Source organism: Arthrobacter sp. D3-16 (assembly GCF_054408515.1).
On the sequence record NZ_CP096437.1, the window covers coordinates 2,152,403 to 2,176,328 of the forward strand.

Here is a 23,926-nt window from a genome sequence, read left to right on the forward strand (position 1 = left end):
CGGTTGAGGAAATCTGAATCAGACGTCATGGCCGCCATAAATTGGGCCGGTGTGACTGCTCCGCTACTGCCGGTGCTCAACGAACTGGTGTTCATTTCGGGCGGGATTCATATAATCGGACACAAACTCCAGCTCCAGCCCTTCGTCGGTCCACACCGTCCGGTATGTCCCATCGCGGAACGGATCGTGCGCGTTATTGGTAGTCAGCGACCCTACCTCCACTTAAGTAAGCCAGGTCCGGGGCTCGTGGATTGCGAATCCGCCCGCAAGGAGGACTGTCCTGTTAACGATCAGCAGGTTGTTGCAGCCCGCTACGGTCCCTGACTGCCGCCGGCAGCCACGCCCGCCCTCTTGCGGCGGCCCTTCACCAGAGACCCAACGGCGATGGCAGCGAAGGCTGCTGCCACCCCGCCTGCCACGGCGGGCAGGACACTCGCGGAGCCGCCGGTTGGCTGAGCCGTCGTATCCCCGTCCGGGGCTGCCGCGGGGGCAGCCCCGGACGCCGGCGCTGCAGCAGCCGTCGGTCCCTGCGGCTTCGCCGCCAGGGCTGCCGCGGAGTACCGGACCACCGAGCCTTTGCCCGGAGCGGAACCGGGGCTGATCACGATGACAGAACCATCGGGGGCCACAGCGAGGTGACCGGGACCGCCGTCAGCGGGGATGGAGCTTCCCACTTCTTTGGCGTGAGGGCGGATCACGGACAGCTCCTGGGTCAGCAGGCTCGTCACATACAGCGATCCGTCCGGCGCGAGGGCCACGTCCTGCGGCCCGCCCCCGACATAAATCCGGCCGGCCGCAGTGTCGGCGCCGGGTTTGATGACGGCAACTTCATCTGACTTGATGTTGGCCACATAGACGGTTCCGTCAGGTCCGGCAGCGATCCCATGCGGTTCCTCGGAAGTTCCGGTGTCCGAGATCAGCTCAATGGTCCGTGCGACTGTATCCGCCCCAGCCGGTATCACGGAGACCGTGCCGGCGATCTGGTTGGACACGAAGGCCGTTCCGTCCTTCGCCACCGCTATTTCTGCCGGGCCTGCCCCCACTTCGATAGTCCGGTCCACCGCGGTTCCGTTCGGCGCGATGACTGAGACGGTGTTGCCCGCGGAGTTCGCCACGTACACCGTCCCGTCGGAACCGGCGGCCAGCGGATGGCGACCTGCCGGCACCGGAATGGTCCGTTCCACAGCGGCCGCGCCGGCCGGGATGACTCCGACGGCGTCCTGGTCGGGGGCGTCGTCGACAATGGCCACATACAATATTCCGTCCGGGTCGAGCGCCAGCCCGGTGACGCGGTGGCCTCCCGTGCTGATGGTGCGGGACGGGCTGGTGGCACCCGAGGGAACCACAAAGACTCCTCCGCCCTGGCCGTAGTTTCCGAGAAAGGCGGTGCCGTCTGCAGCAATGGCCGCCCGAACGGGTGTGCCGTCAGTGTGGATTGCTTCATCAGGTGCTGCCACTGCCGGCGCAGAACCCAAGCACAAAATTGCTCCGAGAATGGCGGTGAACGTGGCCCAGCGGTACTTCATGAAATTTTTCCCCCAATAGATTCCCCGTTAATGCTTGGGCGCAAAGCCAACCCGAAGAAGCCTACTAGTTACCAGGACAGGCCTTCCAATATCCAAAATGGGGGAGCATTTGCTTTTGGCATCCCCTTGCGGTCGGTGTTGGCTGGGCGTAACGTCCGCAGCATAAGGGTTCCCTTTGGAGGCCTACATGCGTGTGCTGCTACGCCATTTCATCTCCATGACATCAGTCTTGTCCGTTTGCCTCGGCCTTTCGGCGTGCACTGCCACGGAGGCGCCATCCCCCGCACCGACTACGGAGGCTCGCACGGTCCCACCGGGGGTGCCCACGGTCCCACCGCTGCCGGACAGCGGCGACATCGCCCCCGGTACATACCTCGTGACCAGCTTCAAAGAAGATTTCGAGATCACCGTCCCAGACGGCTGGGTGAATGAAGAGGGCGATGGCCTGTTAAAGGACGACCCGGATCACCCGGATGATTTGGGGGTCTTCGTGGGTTGGTGGCCCGCGCTCTATGTGCCGAGGGACGCATGCAAGTGGGAGGGCGCGCTCGTCGAGGTCAATTCGTCGGCTAAGGCCTTTGTCGACGCAATGACGGCGCAGACGTCAACGGCCAGCACCCCTCCCGTTGAGGTCATGGTGGGCGATTACTCCGGCGTCGAGTTCGACCACTCTGTGGAGGGCGACGTGGATTTCAAAGCCTGCGACCGCGACAAGTTCTGCATCCACTCATCAATCTCAAACGAATGCTCACGCTGGTACTCGAGCACCGCTGAGCGCGAAACCTACCGGGTAGTCCACCTGAATGGCCAGCGCGCCATGTTCTGGGTGGTCCAATTCCACGAATCGATCAATCCGGAGCTGACAAGAGAGGCACGCGCCGTCTTCGACTCGATCGTGTTCAAGCTCCGACAAATGACCAGCTGATGCGGGAGGCGATCCCGCCTGCGGGCGCCGACTCCTTCTCTGAACACACCGGGATATCTCATAGCCTCAGTGTCTCGATACGCATCCCATACAAGAAAACTCAAGCCCAGGCTGGGGCCCTCCAGTTGTACGGACGACTTTTGCAACAGGCAGTTGTTGTCGTTTTCAGAAGCTGGCTGCACAAACTTCCCTGGAATTTCAGGGTTTGTGTGGACGGGTTGTGACCACTGGTTGGCCGGTACTCCTATGCACAAGTTCCCTTTCGCTCGGTACCCCTATTCACAAATGCCCAGACGTGTCTTGAGACCCTAGGGTTTCGAGGCGCAGCGGTTTCAGGACAGGTCAAAGCGGAACAGGTGCAGGGTGGGCCGCCCCAATAGAGTTAGATGTACGGGCTGTTAGCTTTCGGGGGACTCCATGCGGAAACAGATATTCACTCCATTACTGGTGGTGCTGCTGGCAGCTTGTGCGCCAAATTCGCCAGCAGACTACCCGCGAACTGCCTCGGCCGACGGCCGCTGGGGCGTCGCTGTTAGTTTCCCCGTCTATGAGTCCTTGGATACCTGCGAGAACGACCCAAGCGTAGAAAGTGCCAGCATAAGTGCCGACATGCCTGCTTCCCACCTTGCAGTACGTCTGCATGCAGGATCATCGGAGGCGGATGCCATGCGAGTCGCGGAATGCGTGGATCAAGAGCTAACCAGCGGGGAAATCACGATCTTTTCCCCCGGTATCTGACGCGCTCTCGCCGCTTGGTCGAGAGCTAGTGGCTCGCGATGTTTCCTTTAGTTCTTCGGGCGGTAACTACATTGCACCAGATGCTTCGCAAAGTCAGCGGAACCCTTAGCGGACGAGCCTGAGATCGAAATGAGGTCTCCGCACTGCTTTCTGCCGTTAGATGTGTCGAAGGTAGCGTTCTGGCGACTCCAAGAATGACCGCCAGCTTCTGACAAGGTCGAGGTCTTCCCAGCTGTTCGGCCGCAGGCCCCAAGGGCCGACTTCCAGAATTTGGGCACCAGGGAGGGACGCCAGAAGTGGCGAGTGGGTAGACATGACTACCTGCGAATGGCCGTTAGCCAAAAGCTCTTTTAGTACAGCCAAGAGTGTGAGGCATCCGGTGAAGGACAACGCAGATTCTGGTTCATCGAGCACCCACAGTCCGTCTCCGCGAAATCGGTCAACGGCTAGCTGCAGGAACGATTCACCGTGGGACATATCATGGAAGGCGATGTCACGACGTGACGTGCTCGGGTTCTTCTCCAGGTAGGTGAAGAAGCCATGCATCGTCTCTGCGCGCAGGAAGTAGCCACGTCGAGTTGTTCCTGCATTCCTAATGATCTGTAGGTGATCGGCAAGCACCGATTCGGTTGATCTGGTCGTGTGACGCGCACCTGTAGATCCACCTTCAGGAGATAAGCCGTAAGCCAGAGCGATCGCTTCTACCAGTGTCGACTTTCCAGCACCGTTCTCACCAACAAATATGGTGGCGGGCGTTAGATCGAGCCCATCGTCCAGAATTGCTGCTACGGCAGGTAGCACGGCCGGCCACTGGCTGCGGTCCAGGACATTACTGTGATCCTCTGCAAGCCGTTGGATTGGATAGGTGTTGATAGGCACCCGCCCATTGTTGCAGGCACCCGTGGAGGCCCCGACTTGGACTCGTGAGCATCTACTCCGCCGAACCTCAAATGGGATGCTGATCCACCTTCTACATCCTGGCTCTGCTTCGGACGCGATACTGACTCGTCCTTAGCCTGAGCGTGCTTCATTCGAAGCGTGTAATTGCCATCGCAGTGTTGCTTCGGATGAGACTGAATGTAGCCGCCACGGCTCCCAGTGCCAGGAGCAGGCTGAGGCCTAGGGCAATGAAGTAATCAGGCGCCGGCCAGGTGACTTTATAACTGTCGTCGATGCTGGTGACCATCAGCCAGGCAATGAAGAACCCGAGTCGGATCGAGAGGAACAGCACTGTCAGAAGGGGAACCGCTGCCTCGCGCAGGATAATCCGATGCAGGACAGCACTGGCATCCCCATCAGCCGCATCAGGCCCAGTACCCTCTTCCTTCAGCGGAGGAACCCCCTACGCGACAACTCTAGCCAAACGCGTGGCAGCGGGCTTGTTGGTTATTCAAAACCAGCCGAATCCAAGGATTCTTCTTTTTCTCCACTTAACGGCAGCTGTAGGTGGGAGCGGATCTGTAACCGTTTATTAGCCGTGGGCGAGGACGGTGTCGATCAGCTGGGCTAGTTCGGGTGCATCGTTCGGGGTAACTGCAGGTCCGGCTTTCACTGCCGTGGCGGCCAGGTTTCCCTTAATGCCCGTCATGGTCAGCGCTGTTTGGTTTTCACCGGTGGAAAGGCTTTGTTTGGCCAGCGCGGCGAAGGATTGGTCCCCGGTCGTCTTGGCGTCTATCTGCTGGACTTCGGTGGTGATCTTCTGTCCGGCCAGTTCAGCGGTGAAGTTGCTGCACGCGGCCGCGGAGTTTCGTGAAGCTTCTAGTTGGTCAGCCATTTCCTTGGCGTCGTTGAGGGCGATGGCGGTGACTACGATCGTCGTATTTTCTGCGGCTGACACGGTGGTGCCGGCGGCGTAGGTGCTGTCTTCGGGGATCTGGGAGTTGCTGTCGGCGAAAACATTGCACTCCGGTGGCGTGAAGACCGCATTCTTCAGGATCTCTTTGGCTTTGATGATGCCCTGGTCGATCTGCGCTGCGGGAACCACGGTCAGAGGGCGCCCCTGGGCATCCTTAAGGGTGGCGAGGAGGGAGCTAAGGTCCGCATCCGTGTAGGTCTTTGCCGGGCTGGGTGTTGGGTTGGGGGCCGGTGCTGAAGAAGTTGCCGTTGCGGTGCCGGTTTTTGTTCCGCATCCCGCGAGGGCTAGGAACGTCGTTAGGAGGAGGGCTATGGTGATGCGCCTGTGCATGGACTGATCCCCTTAAATGGACCGGCCCGCCCCGAGGTTTCGGGGCGCGTCCCGGAACCGGACCCTCCGGGCGGCTCTGCCCGGCAGGACCTAACAGAGTAATCACTACCCGTTTCATCTTCTACTAACTACTTCCCGTAGAAAACGAAGAGTTACTCAAGTATTCGTCTCCCATCTAATCGGCTGTTTGGGAAACGTCCATCGAGACATCAGTGCGGAAGGCTTGACCGAGCCGAGGATCTGACGAAGTTCTTCGCGAGGCTGTTAATGTTCTTCCATGTCCGCGGAAAAGATAGGTGATCAGCAAGTTCTTCTTTCGGAGCTCAATGCAGCCGGGTTTCCGGACACGCCCCTAGCTGGCCTCCGAAATTCGGGGAGGCGATACACCAAGGCCGTTCCAATTCTTCTGCGCTGGCTTCAGACTGACGACATATTACTCAAGGAACAAATTGTCAGGGCACTCTCACTCATACCCTTGGGCACGAGAAACTGCGCTGCCCGCTCTCCTTAAGGAATTTGAAAGCTTGCCTCTAGACGGTAAGCCCCTCACCTCGTCCGTGAGATGGGCAGTGGGAAACGCCCTTAAGACCATGTGGGACGATACATACTTTGACGATCTTGCGGCTATCGCATCTAACCGCGATTACGGGGACTCGCGGCAGATGGTCGTGCTGGGGCTTGGTAAATCTCGACGGCCCGAGGCGATCAACCTACTTCTATCCCTTCTGCCCGAGGAAGACGTCAACGGTCACGCGACAAGTTCCTTGGCTAAGCTGGCACACCCTGATGCAGCTGCCGGACTTGAAGCCATGCTTGGAGACAAACGCGCCTGGGTGCGTAAAGATGCCAAGCGAGGCCTAATGAAGATGAAAAAGGGCACCCCTAATTAGGCAGAGGCGGCGCAGCGCCTCGAAGCGGGAACCATCTACGGGACGATTACATGCCTTGCTCAAGTAGGTTCCGCGCAGTCCTGCGCCACATAAAAAACGTCGAAGTCGTGGCGGACGTCGCGTTCACTGTCCTGATTATTGTGTTCGAATCCATTCGTCGCGGTTGGAGTCTCGCTGCCATTGCTGCCGGGGTCCGATCCATTCACGCGCTACATCCGTCAACCAGATCGTGCTGTCAGGGTCCCAGCCCGCAATGACCGTTGCCGTTTCGAGGTCGACCTCAAGTGGGCGCCCCGCGGCATTCAGGTAGCCCATGACGGTCAGGTGCGTGGCGTCCCATTCGCCAGCGACTTTTTCCCAGTCCGGGATTACCCATCTTCCATGTCGTCCCGTGGTGTGGAACCAGTCGTGTCGCCTGGACGCTGTGACTTCCAGGGGGAACTTGCGGCAGAGGTTTACCCAGTCCTCTGCTGTGTTTATCTCAAGTACCTTGCCGGATCCGCGAACGGGAACCGTGGTGGCGTGCTCCCACCCAAGGGAATCTTCAACCAGGCTAAGCCCGGCAGGGAGTTGCCCGACGGTTTGTATCAGCCCGTGCGGGATGGACCACCAGGTTCCGGAAACGTTCGCGGTGGGGTCGTTGGGGCGTTCTCGCGCCGCCGTCACTTCCTCCCCGCGTTCCTTGCACGCCCATTCTGTCAGCGTCCTTCCTGGGTTTTTCGGTAGGGGTGCGGGATCGTCGGCATGACGCCAGTCGATCGCCCACTGCTCTACCTGGCGGGGTTGCCAGCACCATTGCATCCGGGGCGAGGCGATGAACTGTTGGGCGACCGGGGACAGCGCTTCGGCTACCTCCGGGAGTCCGGCCAGGACGTCCTCTCCGTCGGGCGGTTGCCAATACCTTGCACTGTCAACGGACCGCTCAAGGGCCCCCTGCAACTGACTTTCCTTGAGGTCTGTGAAGTCCAAGGATCTTAGCCTCGCCGCCAGCCACTCCAGGGATGGAGCAGGGGGCTTGGCCTGCACGTCATCGGAGGAAACAGCGGACAGCACAACCCTGGAGGTGCCCCTGCCACTATCGAGTTCATAGGCTAACCAGAAGGCCGCGTTTCTAACCTCCTGATCGAGCTCCATAGCCAACTCAAGGCACAGGCGGCGGCCTCGAGGACCTTGCGGAAGCAGATCAATACTTGGCGTCATCAGATCATCCTCGCACCAGCACACAACCGATACCCGATGAGTGAACCACTTACGGGACGTACTTCTGGTCGTCACCTATGTCCACCAGATCGGCCACGGAAAGGAGGTAGCTATCATCGTTGACGTGGATGAAATTTTGAGCAAGGGAACGGTGAAGACCTGGCACCGCGATGAAGGGTGGGGATCTATCCGGATCGAGGGAGTAGCCGCAGAGTGCTTCGCTCATTTTTCCTCCATCGTCCAAAGGGCAAACGAGTTTCTTGAGCTTGTCCCAGGCGAGGACGTTATGCTCACTTGGCACGAAGCGCAGCAGGACGAGTTCTCCTTGGTTGCCGACCGCGTGGAGCGTTTTTAAACGAAGGGCCATCGGAACATTCGTCGAAGCCCTAATGATTTGCCGCGGTACTGTCTGCGTCGTGTGGACCGGCCGCCTCCACAACAGGAGCGAATCGAACGTCCCGGGCCAGGGCTTCGTGGAATCGTGCCTGAACTATATCGGCCAGTCGCGCTTCAGCGTCATCCCACTGGCCGGCCAAAAGGCGTCCGCGATTGGATAGGCCGTTATCCCCAAAGTCGACAAGGGGTGGCAAGCCCTTAGGCATTTGCAGGCCCGTGAGCAAAACAGGGATGACCACTTTGCTGACATGTTGCCTCATGGCGTTGAGCTCTTTGACGGGGTTTACCCAAGCGGAGTAAGGGTCGGGGCGTTGAACCATCACAGCTGTGTTGGTTTCCAATATAGCCAGTTGCCCCCAGGGGGTGGGCGGTCCCATGGCATCACCCACCCTAAGTTCCTGATGGGCGAGGTTCTGCCCAGTCAGCGGCCTGGCATCAGTAGAACTGAAGGTTCTGGCCGTTGTTAGGCGGACGGACCGATGTTTATCACCATTTGAGTAGGCCTGAAGGAGTTTAAGCGGATGAGCCGACTCGACTTCCAGCCCCGTCATCCGGGCCAGCGTTCTGCCTAACGAAGGTACTTCGCTGGCAACGTCAACAAAAGGCTGGAGCAACCGGATCCGCTTGCCCAACGTGGCTTCGCGGCCGAACGCTGTAACGCCTTTGGCGACCTTCGGTGCCGCCCACCTGTCTAGGCTCGTTTGCGAGTCGGTGATCGGCATAGCAATTTGCTTCGCTACGTACCCGGTCAATTGACCATGAGCTTCCTCAATGAGGTGCCAAACGACGTTGTCGATCGACGCACGAAGATGATTTACGGCCTCGCTGAATAACAAGGACGCTTCGGCAGGTACGGGTCGCAGCGACTTCAGGAACGTCTGCACTTCCTTTCCTCGCCGGACCTGTTCGAATTCCAAGGGCCCTTCCAAGGACCATTTGGATCCAATGTCGCCGATTTTGAAGGCGCATTCGTCAGCTCGGGCTAGCCGTAACGCAACGGATTCCAGCGCTTCAGGGAGCCATTTGAACTCCTCGGCCGATTTATCAGGATTATCCACAATCGCAAACATACAGCTAAGGCGCACAGGCGTTCTCGGCCAGAACGTTCAGCCCCTGATAGAGGAACCCTTTACGGCACTGTTTCCGCGGATTTGGAGAACCCTCGGAATGCTTCGGTTTGGAGTGGTGGTAGATACCATCGCAAGCATGGCGACTTGTTCTGTGTTGCGCTGCTCTGAGGCCCCTACTGGCGCGTTCGAGTTGATCCCAGGGTCCCGGATGGAAGCTCCTGTATGCGACGGACATCGTGCCGCTTTGCAGCAGGGTGCCAGTTGGATGCTGCATGGTGGCACGGGTGCCGAGGATCCTCGCATTCTGATGGGAGAAGACCTCCCGCAGAACCGCATGAATGGGTTCGGCGTTAGCCGGACGGTAGGAGATGTGCCGGGCTTCGCCATTGAAGTAAATATCGAAACCCCCGAAGGTCAACAGCAAGTCTCCTTTTGGACGACGGCAGATGCCGGCAAACAGCTGGGATCATTCCTGATGACCCCGCCGGCCAACGATTGAAAGCTTGCTGCCCCATCCTTCAAGGCGAACGGCATGTGGTCCACCCGCGACTCGGCGGTGGACTCTCAACGGTTCTTACTTTCCTAGCCGACCTCCAGGCTGAGCAGCACTCAGGACTAACCGTCCGGTGCCGAAATCACCTTCATCATGGACTCACCCTAACGGCAGACCAGACGGACGCTCCCAAAGCACTTTCTCGTTTCCACTTCCGGGGCAACCTGTCGTGGTGGCCTCGGTCCGAGGACTCCTCACTTCTCAGCCGCTGCGTTTTGGAGAACCCCATACGACACGGAGTTCAGTCTGAACAGCTGTTTTGCAAATGATGTCCCATGAACGTGCGCGAGTCTGTAATTTAGGTCATCGGGCTAGGCTAAGCGCATGACCCCGGGGGCAGGCACGAATGACAACAAATATGAGTGGCAGTCTTGGCCGCCTGATTCACTCGACGGTATGCCGCCGAGACGAAGACAACTTGTTGTCTGGGGAATGTGGTGGTTTTTCCTCCTGGGTGCGGTGCTGGGTAGTGCCTTGGATGCACTAAACGTCCCACAACCCTGGCGCACGGTATTGGCTCTTGTGGGTTTGGCTGCTGTCTTCGGTCCATTAATCCGCAGGGTAGTCCTTGAATCGCGCAGACTCCGCGACGAAGGCATTGTGCTGCCATCCTTTCCGGTCACACGCAAGACGCTCATTTCCTTGGCGGCGATCACTGCTATTCTCTGGATCGCTTTCGCCGTCCTCGTCGCGACTGGCCGGCCGACATTTCCCCTTCTTCCGATCCTCGGCACAATCTGGCTGGCGTATCAGCTGCTGCGTCTACGATCAAAGACTGCTCGTTGAGCAAAACTAGAATCTCCCTGCTTCCATGACGAACGGCTACTGGGACCAATCATCTTCAGAGCACTCTCACGGCTAGGATCAAAGCACGACGGGGGCAGCCCCCGAATTTGGGGGAGTTATGAAGTTGATCATTCTTGCAATTGCGGCTTGGGTCCTTACTGGCCTTATCGCAGTTTTGGGAGTTACCGCTGGTGCCACCATCTGGGTTTTTATGGAGCCTGTAGTCGATACGGTGCCTAAGCCCGCGAGCTACTTCGTAGCTGCCACTGTCGGGTTCCTGGCTTTGTTCCTTAGTTTGATTGTCAGCGTCGCCATTACGGTCCACGCAGCTCAGTGCAATGCGAGCCGAAACACCTCCCTCTGACCGACATCATCGACGTCTACGTCGGCCAACGCTCTACGGACGCTTTCGGCGATTCAAGCGCACGAGCTCTGCTATTCGTGGGCCTAAGCGCGGTCGTGCAAATTGACCAGGGTGACAAATCGTTTCTGCCCCCCCCCGAGATTTGGTAGCTCCGTCGTGTCTAAGATCATTGTTAGCGGGTGTACGAGTTCATTCATGCTGCGGAAGGTTCCAGATGGGCGAGTTGATTTTCGGGCTTGTGCTCCTGGCCGCGGGTATCCTCAGTGCCTTTCTCACGCGCAGGGCGGATCGCAGGAGATTGCAGCTCTTGGAAGCGGTTTCGCCTAATGCTGAACATCCGGGTGTCATCAAGTACGCCAAAACGAGTCGATTGCTATACATCGTATTGTGCGTGGTTATTGGCCTGGGTTTCCTAGTCTCCGGCATCGTCAATCTGCTCTCATGAGACCCGTCATCCGCGCCGTGCGTAGGAGCACATGAGTATGCCGTCGTATCTCCCAGGCGTCTTCGTCGTCCTAGCCGGCCTCGCCATGATTGTCGGCAGGAAACCCCTGTCGCTGATGCAATATGCGGCGTTGAAACAAGCCCGCATCGTGCGTGCTAATCGTGATCGGACCCTTGCTCTACTGCAGCGGATCATCATTGGAGGAAGCATCATGTTCATCGGCTTCGGCGTCTTCCTAGCCTTCAACTCACTCATTGCGTGAGCAGATAGTCAAAAAGGGCCATAGGGGAAGCCTCCACGGGACAGGCTCTCGCCACTAACGAGCGCGCATGAGTAGGTCACCGTAATCAGGACCGCTAGGACGTGTGGTCCATCGTTGGCCTTTCACCGTCAGGGCTAATGGATCCACTACTTGGTCGAGAAACTTACTCGCAGAATTGCTGGGTCTTCAACCGCTCGACCCATATACCAGGTGTCTACGAAGAGACTCGCTGGCTCGGAAAAGATGCTCGGACCCGGCCACTCTGAGTTCCTAAGAGTGGTCGGCAGGATCATTTCCAGATTGGCGACGTTCTGATTTGTTCGAGCTGCCATGCGGAGAAACTCAATAGTCCCGTCGGGCGTTAAGAAGGCACTGGTCGGGGCGTAAAATTCGGGGCTTTTCCCTGTGATGAAGCTGACCGTCTCAATTGCTAGAACGCCGGATCCTAAGAGATCCGTGTTCGCAGTCAATTGCATGCCGAAATTTCCGGCCCGATAAGAGACCCCCGTGACCCATGGAACTATGGCCGTTTCGCTCCAAACATGCAGATGAACCAGTCCGTCTTCTGGCTCAGATCCCATCAATAGGCTGATCACTGGTGGCGCCTCCATCCCTGAAGCCTCAGTGCCGACTGTAAGGTGCCAACCTTGACTGATCCAGCCCCAGGAGAAAATCCGTGCTGGACGGAGGCCGGATCGACACGCGAACGTTCAATGAGACAGGCGGAGGCTGCCGCCGAAAGCACTCTCACCGTTTGTATGGCGATGAAGACCCTGGCTTCAAGGAAGGCGGCTGTGCAAAATATCCGGCCCCCCGTCTGCTGGATGCTTTCAGGACCTGCCACTCAGGTTAATTTTCCGGGACCCGCAGAATCGGTAGCCGAGTCATCCGGTGCTTCGTCGAAGAAGCGTCGGGCTCGCGGGAGCCAAAGTGGGCCAATAATGACCAGCGGGACCAGAAAGATCAGCCATTTCCAAGACGGTGGCCATGAGAACCCGAATCCACACAGCAAGATGGTGTAGCTCAGGTAATAGCGCATGTTGCGATCACCATCTTTGAGGGTTTGCACGAAGCTGGCGCCGATCACGGAAAGTAGCAACAGGATGAACCCGATGAGCCAGGGAACCCATGCCTGCTTCGGTTCTGTCGGTATTTGCAGGATTGCCAGAAGGGCAAGAATGTCTACAACCAAAATGGCCGCCATCATCGCCCAAACGGCGAAGAGCACCTCGAAAGGTGGCTCCCTGGCTTCCTTTCCGGGTCTCACCGGGCCTCCGTTCTAAGGCGTGTCCTCTTGGTTCCCTTGCCGCTTGGCTAGTTCATTTTTCTCCCGATTAGCCGCTATACCCAACGGCACAAAAACGGCGATTGCTACTAACGCGACCCCGATGACTATGAGGCGGAAGTCCACAAACGTACCCAGAACTACTCCGATAACCATGATCGGCGTTGCCAAGTAGGTAGTAACCCTCAGGAAGCGCCTCATCTTTGGTGGCATATCCTGAAAACGATCAGCCATAGCATCTCCTTCAACCACGTTCAGTCTCGACACTTAAGCGCTTAGGTGGGCTGCGAGCGATGTTGCCGGGCTTAGAAGCGTTCCTCATTCTTGGAGGGTTTCTCTACGCGCTTGGACTTGTTAGCTAGTCGAACAACGAAAAGTACAAGTGCAACGGCAACGACGACGCATACGATGAGGAACACCAGCCCTAGCGCCCAGGGTCCTTCAAAGAATCTGCCCATTTATTACCCCTAATTCGCCTTTCAGAACTGGGCCAAGGCTACATTCATCGCGCTACTCGTCCTAGTGCAAGAAACGGAGATTCGATACACCAGGACGCGAACGAAGCCCCTGCTCCCGGTCATCGGTTCGGAAGAGGACTGTCCGCACACCTCCCGTTAGCCGGTACGCCGCGGTTCGCCATTCCAGGAACCCGCTACGGGCAGGTTAGGTCACATGGGGCGGGAATTAACCGCGAAAGGGGTCTACCCCCCACCCATCATGGCCTTGCCAGAAAACTGACGGGCAGTGAAGGCCCTTCCTTTGATCTGTTTTACAACCGGGAATGAGAACCAGTTCTCAACGTGTCGGACCGTCATGGAATCCATGTCCATCCTGAGCCACTTCAAAATCTTCATAACGTGCTGGTCAGTCAGGTCCAATCCGTTGCCAACCTGGATGTCTACGTGTTCCGCCTTCAAGCTTCTGGCTCTTACGCGGATCGTAACGTTGAACGACGGGTACGACTCCTGCAACTCCCGCAGTAGTTCTGGTAGGAACGTGACGATCAGCGTTGCGGTGTCGTGGTAAGTAGCAGCCGTTTGTCGGAGTAGGGGCACATGATCCGCAAGGAGGGTCACCGTTACGGCCGGGCGAAGCCTTTTGCGCTCCAGTGTCGCCACTCGCGCCCGCCAGGCCAGCACAAACTTAACCACCGCACCAACTTGGCCAAACAGCTTCGTGAAGGGGTCAATGCCTTCGATAAGTCCAGGCCCACCCGAAGTCGCTCCAATGGGCACCACCGTCGCTTCGGCATTCTTGACGCCGAGCCTACCCAGAAAGGTCCCGACAGCTTCTGACATCGTGGACACGTCGGGCTGGATCAGGAGAGAATCTGATCTGCACTGGACGTGGTACCCCATTACATCCCGAGGTAAGTCCTCGTAGTCAGGCCAGATCCTCTGGCTCCAGTCAGTTGCCGCACACATCCCGCAGCTCCCCCATTAGTAGTTATCACCGACTGAAGTTTACGCAACCACGGCCACAGCCTCCTTTGGGACGCGAGTCTCACAACCCAAGCTTTGGAGTAGTTTCGGGGACCAAGGGGCATTGTGGACGCGGATTCTTTATGGTCTCAACCTAACGTCGACAGGAATCATTAGCCAGCGCAGAAGGCTTAGAATCGTTCCTCATTCCTTGAGGGTTTTTCTTTGCGCATGGACTTGTTAGCTAGTCGAACAACGAAAAGTACAAGTGCAACGGCAATGACGACGCATACGATGAGGAACACCAGCCCTAGCACCCAAGGTCCTTCAAAGAATCTGCCCATTTTTCCCCCTAATTCTCTTCCAGAACTCGGGCCAAGGGTACATTCATCGGCGCTACTCGTCCTAGTGCAAGAAACATAGATTCAATACACACACGACGTCAGAGAAGCCTCTGCTCCCGGTGGCCGGTTCGGAAGAGGCCTGCCCGCACACCATCCCGTAAGCCGGTCCTGCGCCAAAAAAAGCCCTCATGACCTGCGACGCCACTAACCCGACGAAAATCCGTCCCGTAGGTCCCGTCCGGTGCATTGTCCGGTGAAGGGCGGCTATACGACACTGCTGCTCATGAACTCAATAATGATTGATACGCCAGAGTTTCTACTGATGAGCAGGACGTGACCGTGCAACGCGAAGCTCCCTTGTCCCTCGGAGTCGAACCAAGCCGGATATACGTGGATCACGGACTCACCGGTACCAACACCAACCGCCCGGGCCTCCGCTAAGCCCTCGCAGCATCAAGAGCCGGGGACACGTCCATCGTCACCAAACTCGATCGCCTCGCCCGCTCGGTGCGGGACGTCTACCCAATTGCTGACGATTTAGCCGCACGGGAGGTAAAGCTCAGTATCGGCGGCTCCGTTTCTGATCCCACCGACCCCATGGGCAAGCTCCTGTTCAATGTCCTCGCCATGGTTGCCGAATTCGAAGGCGACCTCATCAGGTTACGAACAAAGGAGGGGATGAAGATTGCCAAGGCGAAAGGTCGGCTACGGGAAAAAAGCCCAAGCTTTCCCCCAAACAGGAAGCACTCCTGGTCCAATTGCACGGCAACGGCGAACACACCATGTGAGCTGGCGGAACTGTTTTCGGTAGGGCGCTCCACTGTCTACCGCGCACTCGACCGTGCCCGTACCAAGGAAGCAGCCGCAGAGGCCAAGAGACCCAAGCCAGACCAATAGTGCAGCCAAAATCAAAGCACCGTTGTGCCCAGTCCTCAGCGGCTGGCACCGGCTTTAGTAGACCCCCTACAAAATAGGGGCATTCGCGCCGCAGTAACGTCGGCAGTACATTAGATTCCGCTTGTACAACCCCGACAGGACTGCCATGAGCAACACTGACACTGCCGTCAAAACCACCTTGAAGACCGGGCGCCGCCGCTGGAACGCCACCGACCTTGGGCTGATCGCCGTCTTCGCCGCCCTTGTCGCCGGCGCAGCACTGGTGCCCGGCCTGGCCGTCAACGGCTTCGGCGTGCCCATCACCTTCCAGACCCTTGCCGTGATGCTCACCGGTCTGGTGCTGGGCCCCGGAAGGGGCTTCGCCGCCGTCGGACTCTACGTCCTGCTGGGCCTGGCCGGCCTGCCCATCTTCAGCCAGGGCCGCAGCGGCCTAGGCATCCTCGCCGGCCCCTCAGCGGGCTACATCATCGCGTTCCCCATCGCCGCCGGCATCGTGGGATGGCTCGCCACAGTGGTCATCCGCCGGACCACCAAAGCCCGGGCCTTGTGGCTGTTCCTGGCCGCCACTGTCACCAGCGTTGTGTTCGTGCACTCACTGGGCATCGCGGGTATCGTGCTGAACACCAAGGCAACCCTCGAACAGGCCTTCCTGAGCGACGTCGTCTTCTACCCGGGAGACATCATCAAGAACGTCCTGGCAGCAGTCATCGCCGTCGCACTCCACCGCGCCTTCCCGGACATCCTGGTGCGCCGCGTCCGGCGGAGCATCACCCAGCCTGCGAAGGCCTGAGGAACTGACCAATGCCCGCCGTAACCTTTGATCAGGTGACCGTCGCCGTCGAGACGGACCACTCCCCGCAGCCCAAAGTCCTTCTCCAGGACGTCAACCTCCGGCTCGAGGAACGGCGCGTCGGCGTTATCGGCGCCAACGGTTCCGGGAAGTCCACGCTGCTGCGCCTGGTCAACGGCCTCGTCCACCCAACGGCGGGCACGGTCTCCGTCGACGGCGACGATACTGTCCGTGCCGTCCGCAAAGTGCGGCGGAACGTCGGCTTTGTCTTCACCGATCCCCTGTCCCAGCTGGTGATGCCCACGGGCCGGGAGGACGTGGAACTGTCACTCCGCCGATCTGTCAAAAACGGCGCCGAGCGGCGGAACCAGGCGGATGCAGCGCTTGAACGTTTGGGGCTTCTGCACCTGGCGGACCAGAGCATCTACGAGCTCTCCGGCGGTGAACGCCAGCTCATGGCGCTCGCCGCCGTGCTCGCCGTAAACCCCGCGGTGCTGGTCCTGGACGAGCCGTCCACCCTCCTTGACCTCCGCAACCGTGAACTCCTCCGCCGGACCCTGTCCGGGCTGGACCAGCAGATCATCATGTCCACCCACGACCTCGACCTCGCCCTGGAAATGGACCGGGTGCTGGTCATCGAACAGGGAGAAGTCGCGTTCGACGGCGGCCCGGCGGCTGCCGTGGCGACATACCGCGCCCTCTGCATGGACGGCCTTCAGGCTCAGGGACAGGGCAACCGATGAGGGGCCACGGCTTCCTCCTGGCCAACTACGTGCCGGGCAACTCCCCCATTCACCGGGCGCCGCTGGCGCTGAAGTTCCTCCTGGTGTTCAGCTGCGGGCTGGCCTCGTTCATCATCGTCGACTGGCGGATTTCGCTGGCTGTACTGGGAGGGCTTACCGGCCTCTTCCTGCTGGCCGGCGCCGGCCTTAAACGCCTCTGGGCTGCTGTCCGCCCGCTCGCCGCCGTCCTGTTGGTGATCGGGCTCTTCCAGTGGTGGCAGCTCGGAGCACCAACCGCTGCCCGGATCGTAGTGAACATCCTCGTTTGTGTGGTGGCGGCATCGCTGCTGACCGCCACCACTCCGGTGCAGCGCCTGCTGGACGGAGTGGTCAAAGCGGCCACCCCCTTCCGGCGCTTCGGCGCGGACCCCGAGCGGTTTGCCCTCACCATCGGCATCATGCTCCGAAGCATCCCCTACATCGCCGGAACGTTCGCCGACGTCAGGGACTCGGCAAGGGCCCGGGGACTGGAGCGCAATCCGCGCGCCCTGATCCTGCCGGTGTTCATCACCTCCGTGGCCTTCGCCCGGCAGACGGGGGAAGCACTCGCCGCCCGCGGCCTGGGTGACGCCGAAGACTAATATCCGGGAGAGCGCTCTAGAGCCGCTCGTACTGCAGCAGGGCAGCGGTACCCATTCCGCCGGCGCTGCTGATCATGGCCAGCGCCCGGCTCCCCGGCATTCCGTTCCTCCGCGCCTGGGCCAGCAGCCGGGTCACCAGCACAGCCCCCGACGCCCCGTACGCGTGCCCCAAAGCCAGCGCGCCGCCGTCGAGATTCACCCGCTGAGCGTCAATTCCCAGCTCATCAAGGCAGGCAAGCGTCTGCGACGCGAACGCCTCATTGAATTCCACCAGGTCCAGCTCATCCGCTTCCATGCCCGCGGCCGTCAGCACGTTGCGCGCAGCAGCGGCGGCACCGACGCCCAGCAGCTCGGGGTCCACGCCAGCCGTCCCGGTGCCGAGCACCAGCAGACCGTCCGCGGCGCCCGTTTCCCGGGCCCGCTGCAGCGAAGTGATAACGACGGCGGAGGCAGCGTCCGCGTCGAAGCAGGAGTTTCCGGCGGTGACAGTTCCCCCGTCCACAAAGGCGGGCGGGAACCGTGCCATCACCGCCCCGCTCAGGCCCCGCCGTGGACCGTCGTCCGCAGCAACGGCACCGGCAGATGTCTCCAGCGGGACCAGCTCGCGGTCAAAATATCCGGCTTCTGCGGCGGCAAGGGCCAAGCGGTGGCTGCGGAGTGCAAACTCATCCTGGCGTTCCCTGCCGACGCCGAACTTCCGTGCCACGTTTTCCGCGGCCACGCCCATGTCCGGGTCGCCGAAGGTGTCCGGCACAAACTGTGCGCGCGCGTAAAACTCCGGCCCGCCGTCGTCGTTCCGGTGTGCGCGCAGGGGTGCGCTGCTGGTGCTTTCCACTCCCCCCGCCAGATACAGCGGGTTGCCCCCGGCCGCCACCAGCCCGGCCGCGAGGACGATCGCGTCAAGGCCTGAGCCGCACTGGCGGTCCACAGTGAGGCCGGGCACCGTGACGGGTAGGCCCGCCTCCAGCAGTGCAAGCCGGGCCACGTTTCCGCCGCCGCCAACCGCGTTGCCTATCACCACATCCGTGACAGCACCCGGCTCCATTCCCTGGCCCGCGACGAGCTCCCGCAGGACAGGCGCGAGAAGCTCGTGCGCGCGCAGTTGCCGCAACACTCCGTTAGTGCGGCATACAGGGGTGCGGCGGGCCGCGATGATCACGGGCTGGCGGTCCGGCGGAAGAAGCTCAGGCACCCAGGTTCCGGATCCTGTGATCCCCCGAGCTGATCCACTCCAGCAGCAGGTTCCGGCTGACCTTGCCGCGGTCGGTGGTGGGCAACTCGCTGACCTCATAGTACTGAAGCGGCCACTTGTCCCGGGCCAGGATACTGTCCAGGCCCGCCTTCAGTTGTGTTGCGGTAACAGCCCCGGCGGACGGGACAACTCCGGCCACCACCCGCTGCCCCCGCAGGTCATCCCGCATCCCGGTGGCCACGGCGGCAGCGACGCCCGGCACGGCCGCCAGTGCGAGCTCCACCTCGTGTGGATACACGTTTTTGCCGGCCGTGAGAATCATGTCCGAACGGCGCCCCAGGATGTGGAGTTCCCCTGCCTCCAGGTAGCCTTGGTCCCCCACAGTGAACCATCCGTCGAAGGATCTTAAAGCCTGACCGTCATCGCCCCAGAGGTAGCCGTTGCTCACCATGGGGCTCCGTACGCAGATGTGGCCGGCGGTCCCGTCCGGAAGGGCTGCACCCGAGTCATCGAGGATCTTCACGTCCACGCCCGGAAAGGGACGTCCGATGCCGGTCCCGCCCGCGGCTGCCTCTTCGCCCGCAGCCAGGCCCGCCCCCGACACAAAGCTCAGTTCCGAGGCGCCGTAGTACTCGAAGATGGTGGCGTTCGGGGCCCAGCGGCGGGCAGCTTCGAGTGTCCGCGCATCGAGTTTCGAGCCGGCACAGATGATGGTGCGGAGCCCGGAGGCGTCCACGCATCCCGTCAGTCCACGCTCGCTGAGCATCCTCAGCATGGTGGGCACCAGCACCAGCCGGGTGACCCGGTCGTGCGAGATGGCCGCGTGGACATCGCCCACATCGAACGTTTCGAGGGTCTGGAATTCGGAGCCGGCGTAGAGGCACTCGGCCAGGGCGTAGAGGTTAAGGCTGGCTGCCAACGGTCCCGGTGCCAACGTGACATCATCCGGGCGGAGCCCGAAGAACTCGATGGACGCGTCGAAGGACTCCTGCCAGGACCGCCGGGACCGGGTGAAGGCCTTAGGGACGGAGGTGGTTCCGGAGGTGAGGCCGATGAGGAAGGTGGACTCCGGCGCGCCGTCGGCCAATTCCTCGTCCGCGGACACCGCGGCGGGCTGTGCCGATGACTCGATACGGCTAACAATGTCATCCTGCAGTGCCACAGGCCAGGCGGGATCAAGGACGGCGCACTGGCGCCCGCCTGCGACAGCTGAGGAGAAATTGACCACAAAGTCGACTGAGTTGGCTTCGCAGAGCGCCGTGACGGCCTTCGTTTCAGCCACGAGCGTGGCAGCGGAATCACGGAGCTCCGCCCACGCGAGGCGTTGACCGGTGACCACGACGGCGGTGTCGTGCGGCCGTTCTTCGGCCCATCGCTGGATTCTGTTGAGGAAAGGCATCGGATCAACTTTACCGGCCGGCACGGATTGAGTTTCGGGTCCGCGGGTAATGTGACTTTATGAGTTTCAACGACAATGTGCAGCTGGATCCTTCGCAGGTCCAGGACCGGCGCGGCATGGGCCGCGGAGCAAAGGTTGGCGGTGGCATCGGCGGCGGCCTCATCCTGCTCATCGCAGCGCTCTTGGGTGTCAACCCCCAGTTGCTGGAGGGTCTGGCCGGGGCGGGCCAGGCGCCGCCGGCGGCCCAGGGCACCGCCCCGGCCTGTGAGACCGGCGCCGACGCAGACGCGCGGATTGACTGCCGCATTACCGGCACCGTGAACAGCCTGAACGCGTTCTGGCCCGCCTATTTGCAGCAGTACAACGTGCAGTACCCGCGGCCGACGACGGTGATTTTCGAGCAGGGGGTCAATACAGGTTGTGGGACGGCTTCGAGTGCCGTTGGCCCGTTCTACTGTCCGGCAGACACCACCGCCTACTTCGATCCCGGCTTCTTCCAGGAGCTCGTGGACCGCTTCGGCTCCTCCGGAGGACCGCTGGCGCAGGAGTATGTAGTGGCCCACGAGTTTGGGCACCACATCCAGAACGTACTCGGAATCCTTGACCGCGCACAGCAGGATCCGCAAGGCCCTGAGTCCGGCGCCGTCCGCGTTGAGCTGCAGGCCGACTGCTATGCGGGGCTGTGGGCCAAACACGCATCAACCCAGCCCGGCCCGGCAGGCCAGCCGTTCCTCGAGGCACTTACGCCGCAGGACCTGAACGACGCACTGTCCGCCGCCTCGGCCGTTGGCGATGACCGGATCCAGGAGGCCGCCACCGGGCGCGTCTCCCCCGAGGCCTGGACCCACGGCTCCAGCGAGCAGCGGCAGCGGTGGTTCTACCAGGGCTACGAAACCGGCGACATCAACCAGTGCGACACCTTCTCGGCACCCAGCCTCTAACGCGGCCGCTGGGGACGACGACGGCCGGTCACCTTCCGCGGGGAAGGTAACCGGCCGTCGTCGTACTTTATTTAGATGTTGAAGCCGAGGGCCCGCATCTGGTCCTTGCCGTCGTCGGTGATCCGTTCCGGACCCCATGGCGGCATCCAGACCCAGTTCAGGCGCCAGTCATCAACAACGCCGTCCAAGGCCTGGCCCACCTGCTCCTCGAGGACATCGGTGAGCGGGCAGGCGGCGGTGGTCAGGGTCATGTCGATCAGCAGCGCGCCGTCGTCATCGGAGTACTTCAGGCCGTAGAGCAGCCCGAGGTCCACAATGTTGACGCCGAGCTCCGGGTCGATGACATCCTTCAGCGCCTCTTCGACGTCCTCAAGGCTCGTGCGGGACGCGTTGATTTCGGTCATGGCAAAGTCCTTTACTAGGCCTGTGCCGCGGCGGGCGCAGCGGCAGCGCCGGCGCCCTTCGCGTAACGGTCGTAGCCTTCTTCTTCCAGGCGGTCGGCCAGCTCGGGGCCGCCCTCCTCAACAACCTGGCCGTCCACGAACACGTGCACGAAGTCAGGCTTGATGTAGCGCAGGATCCGCGTGTAGTGGGTGATGAGCAGCGTGCCCATCTTGCCTTCGGCGTGGGCACGGTTGACACCCTCAGACACAACCTTCAGCGCGTCAACGTCCAGGCCGGAGTCGGTCTCGTCCAAAATGGCGAACTTGGGCTTGAAGAGTTCCAGCTGCAGGATTTCCACCCGCTTCTTCTCGCCGCCGGAGAAGCCTTCGTTGACGTTGCGCTGGGCGAAGTCGGCGTCGATACGGAGCTGCTCCATGGCAGCCTTGACGTCCTTGGTCCAGGTGCGCAGCTTGGGGGCTTCGCCGTCGATCGCGGTCTTGGCGGTGCGCAGGAAGTTGGTCATGCTGACACCGGGGACCTCCACCGGGTACTGCATGGCCAGGAAGACGCCGGCGCGGGCACGCTCGTCAACGCTCATTTCCAGGACGTCTTCGCCGTCGAGGGTGATGGAGCCGCTGGTGACGTTGTAGCGGGGGTGGCCTGCGATAGTGGAGGCCAGCGTGGATTTGCCGGAACCATTGGGACCCATGATGGCGTGGGTTTCGCCGGTCCGGATGGTCAGGCTGACGCCCTTCAGGATTTCCTTGGTGCCCTGCTCGGTGTCAATGCTGACGTGCAGGTCCTTGATCTCAAGAGTAGACATGTGTCTTGTTCTCCTCTGCACCGTGCCTGGCGGCTGCGGTGCGGTCTCTGTCTGGAAGTTGGTTCGTAATTCTGTGGTGCTAGCTGAAGTTGGGGGCTTCGGCGCCGTTGAGGATGTTGGTGACGTCCACATAGACCTCATCTCCCCGGATCTCGACGGCGAACACCGGAACGGGATCGTAGGCCGGCAGCTGCAACGGTTCCCCGCTGCGCAGGTCGAACTGGGAGCCGTGGCCCCAGCACTCGATGGCGCAGCCCTCCACGTCGCCCTCGGACAGGGAAATGTCCGCGTGCGAGCAGGTGTCACCGATTGCGTGGATCTCCCCCATGGAGTCCTTGACGATCGCCACAGGGTAGTCGTCGATCAGGATCCGCAGCGCCTGCTTCAGCTGGATTTCATCCACCTTGCAGACAAGCTCGCCCTTTGGCTGGTCAGTCATCTTTAAACCCGTGCCCCGTTACTTCTAGTTGTCCGTCAGTGCGAGTTCGTGCTCAACAGCTTCGGTCAGCCGCTCCTCGATGGAGGGGACCTTGATCTGCTGGATGATCTCGTTCAGGAAGCCGCGGACCACCAGGCGGCGGGCAACCGACTCCGGGATGCCGCGGGCCATCAGGTAGAACAGGTGCTCGTCATCCATCCGGCCGGTGGCGCTGGCGTGGCCGGCACCCTCGATCAGCCCGGTCTCGATTTCGAGGTTGGGCACGGAATCGGCGCGGGCGCCGTCGGTCAGCAGCAGGTTGCGGTTGGCCTCGTAGGTGTCGGTGCCTTCTGCTTCCTTGCGGATCAGGACGTCACCAACCCAGACGGCGTGGGCGTTCCGGCCCTGCAGTGCGCCCTTGTAGAGCACGTTGGACTTGCAGTTGGGCACTGCGTGGTCCACGAACAGGCGCTGTTCCAGGTGCTGGCCGGCGTCGGCGAAGTACAGGCCGAACAGCTCGGCCTCGCCGCCGGGGGCGGTGAAGCGTGCCGACGGCGTAACCCGGACCAGGTCGCCGCCGAGGCTGACCATGACGTGCTTGAGCTTGGCGTCGCGGCCGATCTTTGCCTGCTGGGAGGAGGCGTGGACGGCGTCGTCGTTCCATTCCTGGAGGGAGACAACCGTCAGGTTGGCGCCGTCTTCCACGATGATCTCGACGTTTTCCGATACGACGGCCGATCCCCTGTGGTTCAGGACCACAACTGCCTTTGAGAACTTCTCCGCCACTATCACGAGGTGCTGGGCGGCGGCGTCGAGGGAGGTGCCTTCGATGTCGACGGAGATCTCCGTCAGGGCTTCGAATTCAGCCGGGATGGTGACGACGGTAGCACCGGCGAAGTTTTCCCAGGCGTTTGCGGACACGCGGTCCTCGGGGATACCGGCGGTACCGATCCGCTGGTCGTCACGGTTGACGCTTTCCACGGTGACCTGCTCGGGACCGGTGACCACCACGGTGGGTGCAGCACCGGACAGGACCTCTGAGTGCAGGCCGCGGAGGCGCTTCAGCGGGGTGAAACGCCAGTCTTCCTCCATGCCGGTGAGCGGCTTGAAGTCGGCAAGCTTGTAGGACGTCAGGCGCCCGGCGCGCGAGCTGTCCGGCACGCCTTCCCCGCCGCCGTGGGAGTGGCTCTTGGCCGAAGCCCCCGCAAGAGGTGCCTTGGAGCCGGCATTGATCGGCGAGAGGCTCTCGCCTTCTTCGGTGAAGCCGTCGATGAACGGCTGGGCTGAGGGCGCGCCGATGCGTGCCTTTTCAGTAGTGATTTCAGTCAT

27 protein-coding genes and 1 pseudogene are annotated in these 23,926 nt (G+C 60.9%); 12 read left to right on the plus strand and 16 right to left on the minus strand.

What is annotated here, in order from left to right; genetic code table 11:
- Window positions 1–311: 311 nt before the first annotated feature.
- Window positions 312–1,526 (minus strand): YncE family protein, encoded by a 1,215-nt coding sequence (locus tag M1D32_RS10340; protein WP_458778607.1) that lies wholly within the window; start codon window positions 1,524–1,526, stop codon window positions 312–314.
- Between the two features lie 376 nt (window positions 1,527–1,902).
- Between M1D32_RS10340 and M1D32_RS10345 the strand changes: the two genes are divergently transcribed.
- Window positions 1,903–2,451: a hypothetical protein gene (locus tag M1D32_RS10345; RefSeq protein WP_458778608.1), complete on the plus strand. Its 549-nt coding sequence runs from the start codon at window positions 1,903–1,905 to the stop codon at window positions 2,449–2,451.
- Window positions 2,452–3,345: 894 nt separating this feature from the next.
- Here M1D32_RS10345 and M1D32_RS10350 read toward each other — a convergent pair.
- The 3 genes from M1D32_RS10350 to M1D32_RS10360 form a co-directional block, all read right to left on the minus strand.
- Entirely contained in the window at window positions 3,346–4,068 is a 723-nt protein-coding gene (locus tag M1D32_RS10350; protein ID WP_458778609.1) for an AAA family ATPase, read from the minus strand.
- Between the two features lie 148 nt (window positions 4,069–4,216).
- Window positions 4,217–4,420 carry a hypothetical protein gene (locus M1D32_RS10355; protein ID WP_458778610.1) on the minus strand — a complete coding sequence of 68 codons (204 nt, stop codon included), beginning with the start codon at window positions 4,418–4,420 and terminating at the stop codon, window positions 4,217–4,219.
- A 240-nt stretch (window positions 4,421–4,660) separates the two neighbouring features.
- A complete protein-coding gene (locus M1D32_RS10360; protein WP_458778611.1) occupies window positions 4,661–5,374 on the minus strand; it encodes a hypothetical protein in 714 nt (237 codons plus the stop codon).
- 569 nt (window positions 5,375–5,943) lie between these two features.
- Between M1D32_RS10360 and M1D32_RS10365 the strand changes: the two genes are divergently transcribed.
- Window positions 5,944–6,264 (plus strand): HEAT repeat domain-containing protein, encoded by a 321-nt coding sequence (locus M1D32_RS10365; RefSeq protein WP_458778612.1) that lies wholly within the window; start codon window positions 5,944–5,946, stop codon window positions 6,262–6,264.
- A gap of 135 nt (window positions 6,265–6,399) precedes the next feature.
- On the opposite strand, the gene M1D32_RS10370 is transcribed toward M1D32_RS10365, so the two are convergent.
- Window positions 6,400–7,233 carry a hypothetical protein gene (locus tag M1D32_RS10370; RefSeq protein WP_458778613.1) on the minus strand — a complete coding sequence of 278 codons (834 nt, stop codon included), beginning with the start codon at window positions 7,231–7,233 and terminating at the stop codon, window positions 6,400–6,402.
- 382 nt (window positions 7,234–7,615) lie between these two features.
- Here M1D32_RS10370 and M1D32_RS10375 point away from each other — a divergent pair, with 382 nt between their 5' ends.
- A complete protein-coding gene (locus tag M1D32_RS10375) occupies window positions 7,616–7,819 on the plus strand; it encodes a hypothetical protein (protein ID WP_458782159.1) in 204 nt (67 codons plus the stop codon).
- A 31-nt stretch (window positions 7,820–7,850) separates the two neighbouring features.
- Here the strand turns inward: M1D32_RS10375 and M1D32_RS10380 are convergent, their stop codons facing one another.
- A complete protein-coding gene (locus M1D32_RS10380) occupies window positions 7,851–8,930 on the minus strand; it encodes a hypothetical protein (protein WP_458778614.1) in 1,080 nt (359 codons plus the stop codon).
- A gap of 208 nt (window positions 8,931–9,138) precedes the next feature.
- Between M1D32_RS10380 and M1D32_RS10385 the strand changes: the two genes are divergently transcribed.
- From M1D32_RS10385 to M1D32_RS10400, 4 genes are all read left to right on the plus strand, one after another.
- Window positions 9,139–9,429 carry a hypothetical protein gene (locus M1D32_RS10385; RefSeq protein ID WP_458778615.1) on the plus strand — a complete coding sequence of 97 codons (291 nt, stop codon included), beginning with the start codon at window positions 9,139–9,141 and terminating at the stop codon, window positions 9,427–9,429.
- A gap of 378 nt (window positions 9,430–9,807) precedes the next feature.
- Window positions 9,808–10,269 carry a hypothetical protein gene (locus M1D32_RS10390; RefSeq protein WP_458778616.1) on the plus strand — a complete coding sequence of 154 codons (462 nt, stop codon included), beginning with the start codon at window positions 9,808–9,810 and terminating at the stop codon, window positions 10,267–10,269.
- A 578-nt stretch (window positions 10,270–10,847) separates the two neighbouring features.
- Window positions 10,848–11,078 (plus strand): hypothetical protein, encoded by a 231-nt coding sequence (locus M1D32_RS10395; RefSeq protein WP_458778617.1) that lies wholly within the window; start codon window positions 10,848–10,850, stop codon window positions 11,076–11,078.
- Window positions 11,079–11,109: 31 nt separating this feature from the next.
- A complete protein-coding gene (locus tag M1D32_RS10400) occupies window positions 11,110–11,340 on the plus strand; it encodes a hypothetical protein (RefSeq protein ID WP_458778618.1) in 231 nt (76 codons plus the stop codon).
- 844 nt (window positions 11,341–12,184) lie between these two features.
- On the opposite strand, the gene M1D32_RS10405 is transcribed toward M1D32_RS10400, so the two are convergent.
- The 4 genes from M1D32_RS10405 to M1D32_RS10420 all read right to left on the minus strand — a co-directional run bounded on the left by M1D32_RS10405 (window position 12,185) and on the right by M1D32_RS10420 (window position 14,049).
- Window positions 12,185–12,568 (minus strand): hypothetical protein, encoded by a 384-nt coding sequence (locus M1D32_RS10405; RefSeq protein ID WP_458778619.1) that lies wholly within the window; start codon window positions 12,566–12,568, stop codon window positions 12,185–12,187.
- Window positions 12,569–12,619: 51 nt separating this feature from the next.
- On the minus strand, window positions 12,620–12,859 hold the full coding sequence (locus tag M1D32_RS10410; protein ID WP_458778620.1) for a hypothetical protein: 240 nt from the start codon (window positions 12,857–12,859) through the stop codon (window positions 12,620–12,622).
- A gap of 71 nt (window positions 12,860–12,930) precedes the next feature.
- On the minus strand, window positions 12,931–13,083 hold the full coding sequence (locus M1D32_RS10415) for a hypothetical protein (RefSeq protein WP_458778621.1): 153 nt from the start codon (window positions 13,081–13,083) through the stop codon (window positions 12,931–12,933).
- Window positions 13,084–13,326: 243 nt separating this feature from the next.
- On the minus strand, window positions 13,327–14,049 hold the full coding sequence (locus M1D32_RS10420; RefSeq protein ID WP_458778622.1) for a hypothetical protein: 723 nt from the start codon (window positions 14,047–14,049) through the stop codon (window positions 13,327–13,329).
- 674 nt (window positions 14,050–14,723) lie between these two features.
- On the opposite strand from M1D32_RS10420, the pseudogene M1D32_RS10425 reads away from it, so the two are divergent.
- From M1D32_RS10425 to M1D32_RS10440, 4 genes and pseudogenes are all read left to right on the plus strand, one after another.
- A pseudogene (locus tag M1D32_RS10425) lies at window positions 14,724–15,287 on the plus strand (recombinase family protein).
- Window positions 15,288–15,432: 145 nt separating this feature from the next.
- Window positions 15,433–16,077 carry a biotin transporter BioY gene (locus M1D32_RS10430; RefSeq protein WP_458778623.1) on the plus strand — a complete coding sequence of 215 codons (645 nt, stop codon included), beginning with the start codon at window positions 15,433–15,435 and terminating at the stop codon, window positions 16,075–16,077.
- 11 nt (window positions 16,078–16,088) lie between these two features.
- Window positions 16,089–16,820 carry an energy-coupling factor ABC transporter ATP-binding protein gene (locus M1D32_RS10435; RefSeq protein ID WP_458778624.1) on the plus strand — a complete coding sequence of 244 codons (732 nt, stop codon included), beginning with the start codon at window positions 16,089–16,091 and terminating at the stop codon, window positions 16,818–16,820.
- Window positions 16,817–17,440 carry an energy-coupling factor transporter transmembrane component T family protein gene (locus M1D32_RS10440; RefSeq protein WP_458778625.1) on the plus strand — a complete coding sequence of 208 codons (624 nt, stop codon included), beginning with the start codon at window positions 16,817–16,819 and terminating at the stop codon, window positions 17,438–17,440. Before M1D32_RS10435 ends, M1D32_RS10440 begins: the two co-directional genes overlap by 4 nt.
- Window positions 17,441–17,456: 16 nt before the next feature.
- On the opposite strand, the gene M1D32_RS10445 is transcribed toward M1D32_RS10440, so the two are convergent.
- The gene (locus M1D32_RS10445; RefSeq protein ID WP_458778626.1) at window positions 17,457–18,632 is read right to left on the minus strand and encodes a thiolase family protein; all 1,176 of its coding nucleotides are present in this window, start codon (window positions 18,630–18,632) and stop codon (window positions 17,457–17,459) included.
- A complete protein-coding gene (locus M1D32_RS10450) occupies window positions 18,625–20,031 on the minus strand; it encodes a class I adenylate-forming enzyme family protein (RefSeq protein WP_458778627.1) in 1,407 nt (468 codons plus the stop codon). The genes M1D32_RS10445 and M1D32_RS10450 overlap by 8 nt, the downstream gene beginning before the upstream one ends.
- A 59-nt stretch (window positions 20,032–20,090) precedes the next feature.
- Between M1D32_RS10450 and ypfJ the strand changes: the two genes are divergently transcribed.
- Entirely contained in the window at window positions 20,091–20,972 is an 882-nt protein-coding gene (gene ypfJ, locus M1D32_RS10455) for a KPN_02809 family neutral zinc metallopeptidase (RefSeq protein ID WP_458778628.1), read from the plus strand.
- 71 nt (window positions 20,973–21,043) lie between these two features.
- Here ypfJ and M1D32_RS10460 read toward each other — a convergent pair whose 3' ends face one another.
- The 4 genes from M1D32_RS10460 to sufD form a co-directional block, all read right to left on the minus strand.
- Window positions 21,044–21,376: a metal-sulfur cluster assembly factor gene (locus M1D32_RS10460; protein ID WP_458778629.1), complete on the minus strand. Its 333-nt coding sequence runs from the start codon at window positions 21,374–21,376 to the stop codon at window positions 21,044–21,046.
- A 14-nt stretch (window positions 21,377–21,390) separates the two neighbouring features.
- The gene (gene sufC, locus M1D32_RS10465; protein WP_458778630.1) at window positions 21,391–22,179 is read right to left on the minus strand and encodes a Fe-S cluster assembly ATPase SufC; all 789 of its coding nucleotides are present in this window, start codon (window positions 22,177–22,179) and stop codon (window positions 21,391–21,393) included.
- Between the two features lie 79 nt (window positions 22,180–22,258).
- A complete protein-coding gene (locus tag M1D32_RS10470; protein WP_458778631.1) occupies window positions 22,259–22,618 on the minus strand; it encodes a non-heme iron oxygenase ferredoxin subunit in 360 nt (119 codons plus the stop codon).
- Between the two features lie 24 nt (window positions 22,619–22,642).
- Complete coding sequence (sufD, locus tag M1D32_RS10475) at window positions 22,643–23,926, minus strand: Fe-S cluster assembly protein SufD (RefSeq protein ID WP_458778632.1); 1,284 nt, start codon at window positions 23,924–23,926, stop codon at window positions 22,643–22,645.

Bases quoted from the DNA above. Each gene is read 5' to 3' on its own strand.
- M1D32_RS10340 (WP_458778607.1), bottom strand. From the start codon at position 1,526: ATGAAGTACCGCTGGGCCACGTTCACCGCCATTCTCGGAGCAATTTTG.
- M1D32_RS10360 (WP_458778611.1), bottom strand. From the start codon at position 5,374: ATGCACAGGCGCATCACCATAGCCCTCCTCCTAACGACGTTCCTAGCC.
- M1D32_RS10380 (WP_458778614.1), bottom strand. From the start codon at position 8,930: ATGTTTGCGATTGTGGATAATCCTGATAAATCGGCCGAGGAGTTCAAA.
- M1D32_RS10385 (WP_458778615.1), top strand. From the start codon at position 9,139: ATGGAAGCTCCTGTATGCGACGGACATCGTGCCGCTTTGCAGCAGGGT.
- M1D32_RS10390 (WP_458778616.1), top strand. From the start codon at position 9,808: ATGACCCCGGGGGCAGGCACGAATGACAACAAATATGAGTGGCAGTCT.
- M1D32_RS10395 (WP_458778617.1), top strand. From the start codon at position 10,848: ATGGGCGAGTTGATTTTCGGGCTTGTGCTCCTGGCCGCGGGTATCCTC.
- M1D32_RS10400 (WP_458778618.1), top strand. From the start codon at position 11,110: ATGAGTATGCCGTCGTATCTCCCAGGCGTCTTCGTCGTCCTAGCCGGC.
- M1D32_RS10410 (WP_458778620.1), bottom strand. From the start codon at position 12,859: ATGGCTGATCGTTTTCAGGATATGCCACCAAAGATGAGGCGCTTCCTG.
- M1D32_RS10415 (WP_458778621.1), bottom strand. From the start codon at position 13,083: ATGGGCAGATTCTTTGAAGGACCCTGGGCGCTAGGGCTGGTGTTCCTC.
- M1D32_RS10420 (WP_458778622.1), bottom strand. From the start codon at position 14,049: ATGTGTGCGGCAACTGACTGGAGCCAGAGGATCTGGCCTGACTACGAG.
- M1D32_RS10430 (WP_458778623.1), top strand. From the start codon at position 15,433: ATGAGCAACACTGACACTGCCGTCAAAACCACCTTGAAGACCGGGCGC.
- M1D32_RS10435 (WP_458778624.1), top strand. From the start codon at position 16,089: ATGCCCGCCGTAACCTTTGATCAGGTGACCGTCGCCGTCGAGACGGAC.
- M1D32_RS10440 (WP_458778625.1), top strand. From the start codon at position 16,817: ATGAGGGGCCACGGCTTCCTCCTGGCCAACTACGTGCCGGGCAACTCC.
- M1D32_RS10450 (WP_458778627.1), bottom strand. From the start codon at position 20,031: ATGCCTTTCCTCAACAGAATCCAGCGATGGGCCGAAGAACGGCCGCAC.
- ypfJ (WP_458778628.1), top strand. From the start codon at position 20,091: ATGAGTTTCAACGACAATGTGCAGCTGGATCCTTCGCAGGTCCAGGAC.
- M1D32_RS10460 (WP_458778629.1), bottom strand. From the start codon at position 21,376: ATGACCGAAATCAACGCGTCCCGCACGAGCCTTGAGGACGTCGAAGAG.
- sufC (WP_458778630.1), bottom strand. From the start codon at position 22,179: ATGTCTACTCTTGAGATCAAGGACCTGCACGTCAGCATTGACACCGAG.
- M1D32_RS10470 (WP_458778631.1), bottom strand. From the start codon at position 22,618: ATGACTGACCAGCCAAAGGGCGAGCTTGTCTGCAAGGTGGATGAAATC.
- sufD (WP_458778632.1), bottom strand. From the start codon at position 23,926: ATGACTGAAATCACTACTGAAAAGGCACGCATCGGCGCGCCCTCAGCC.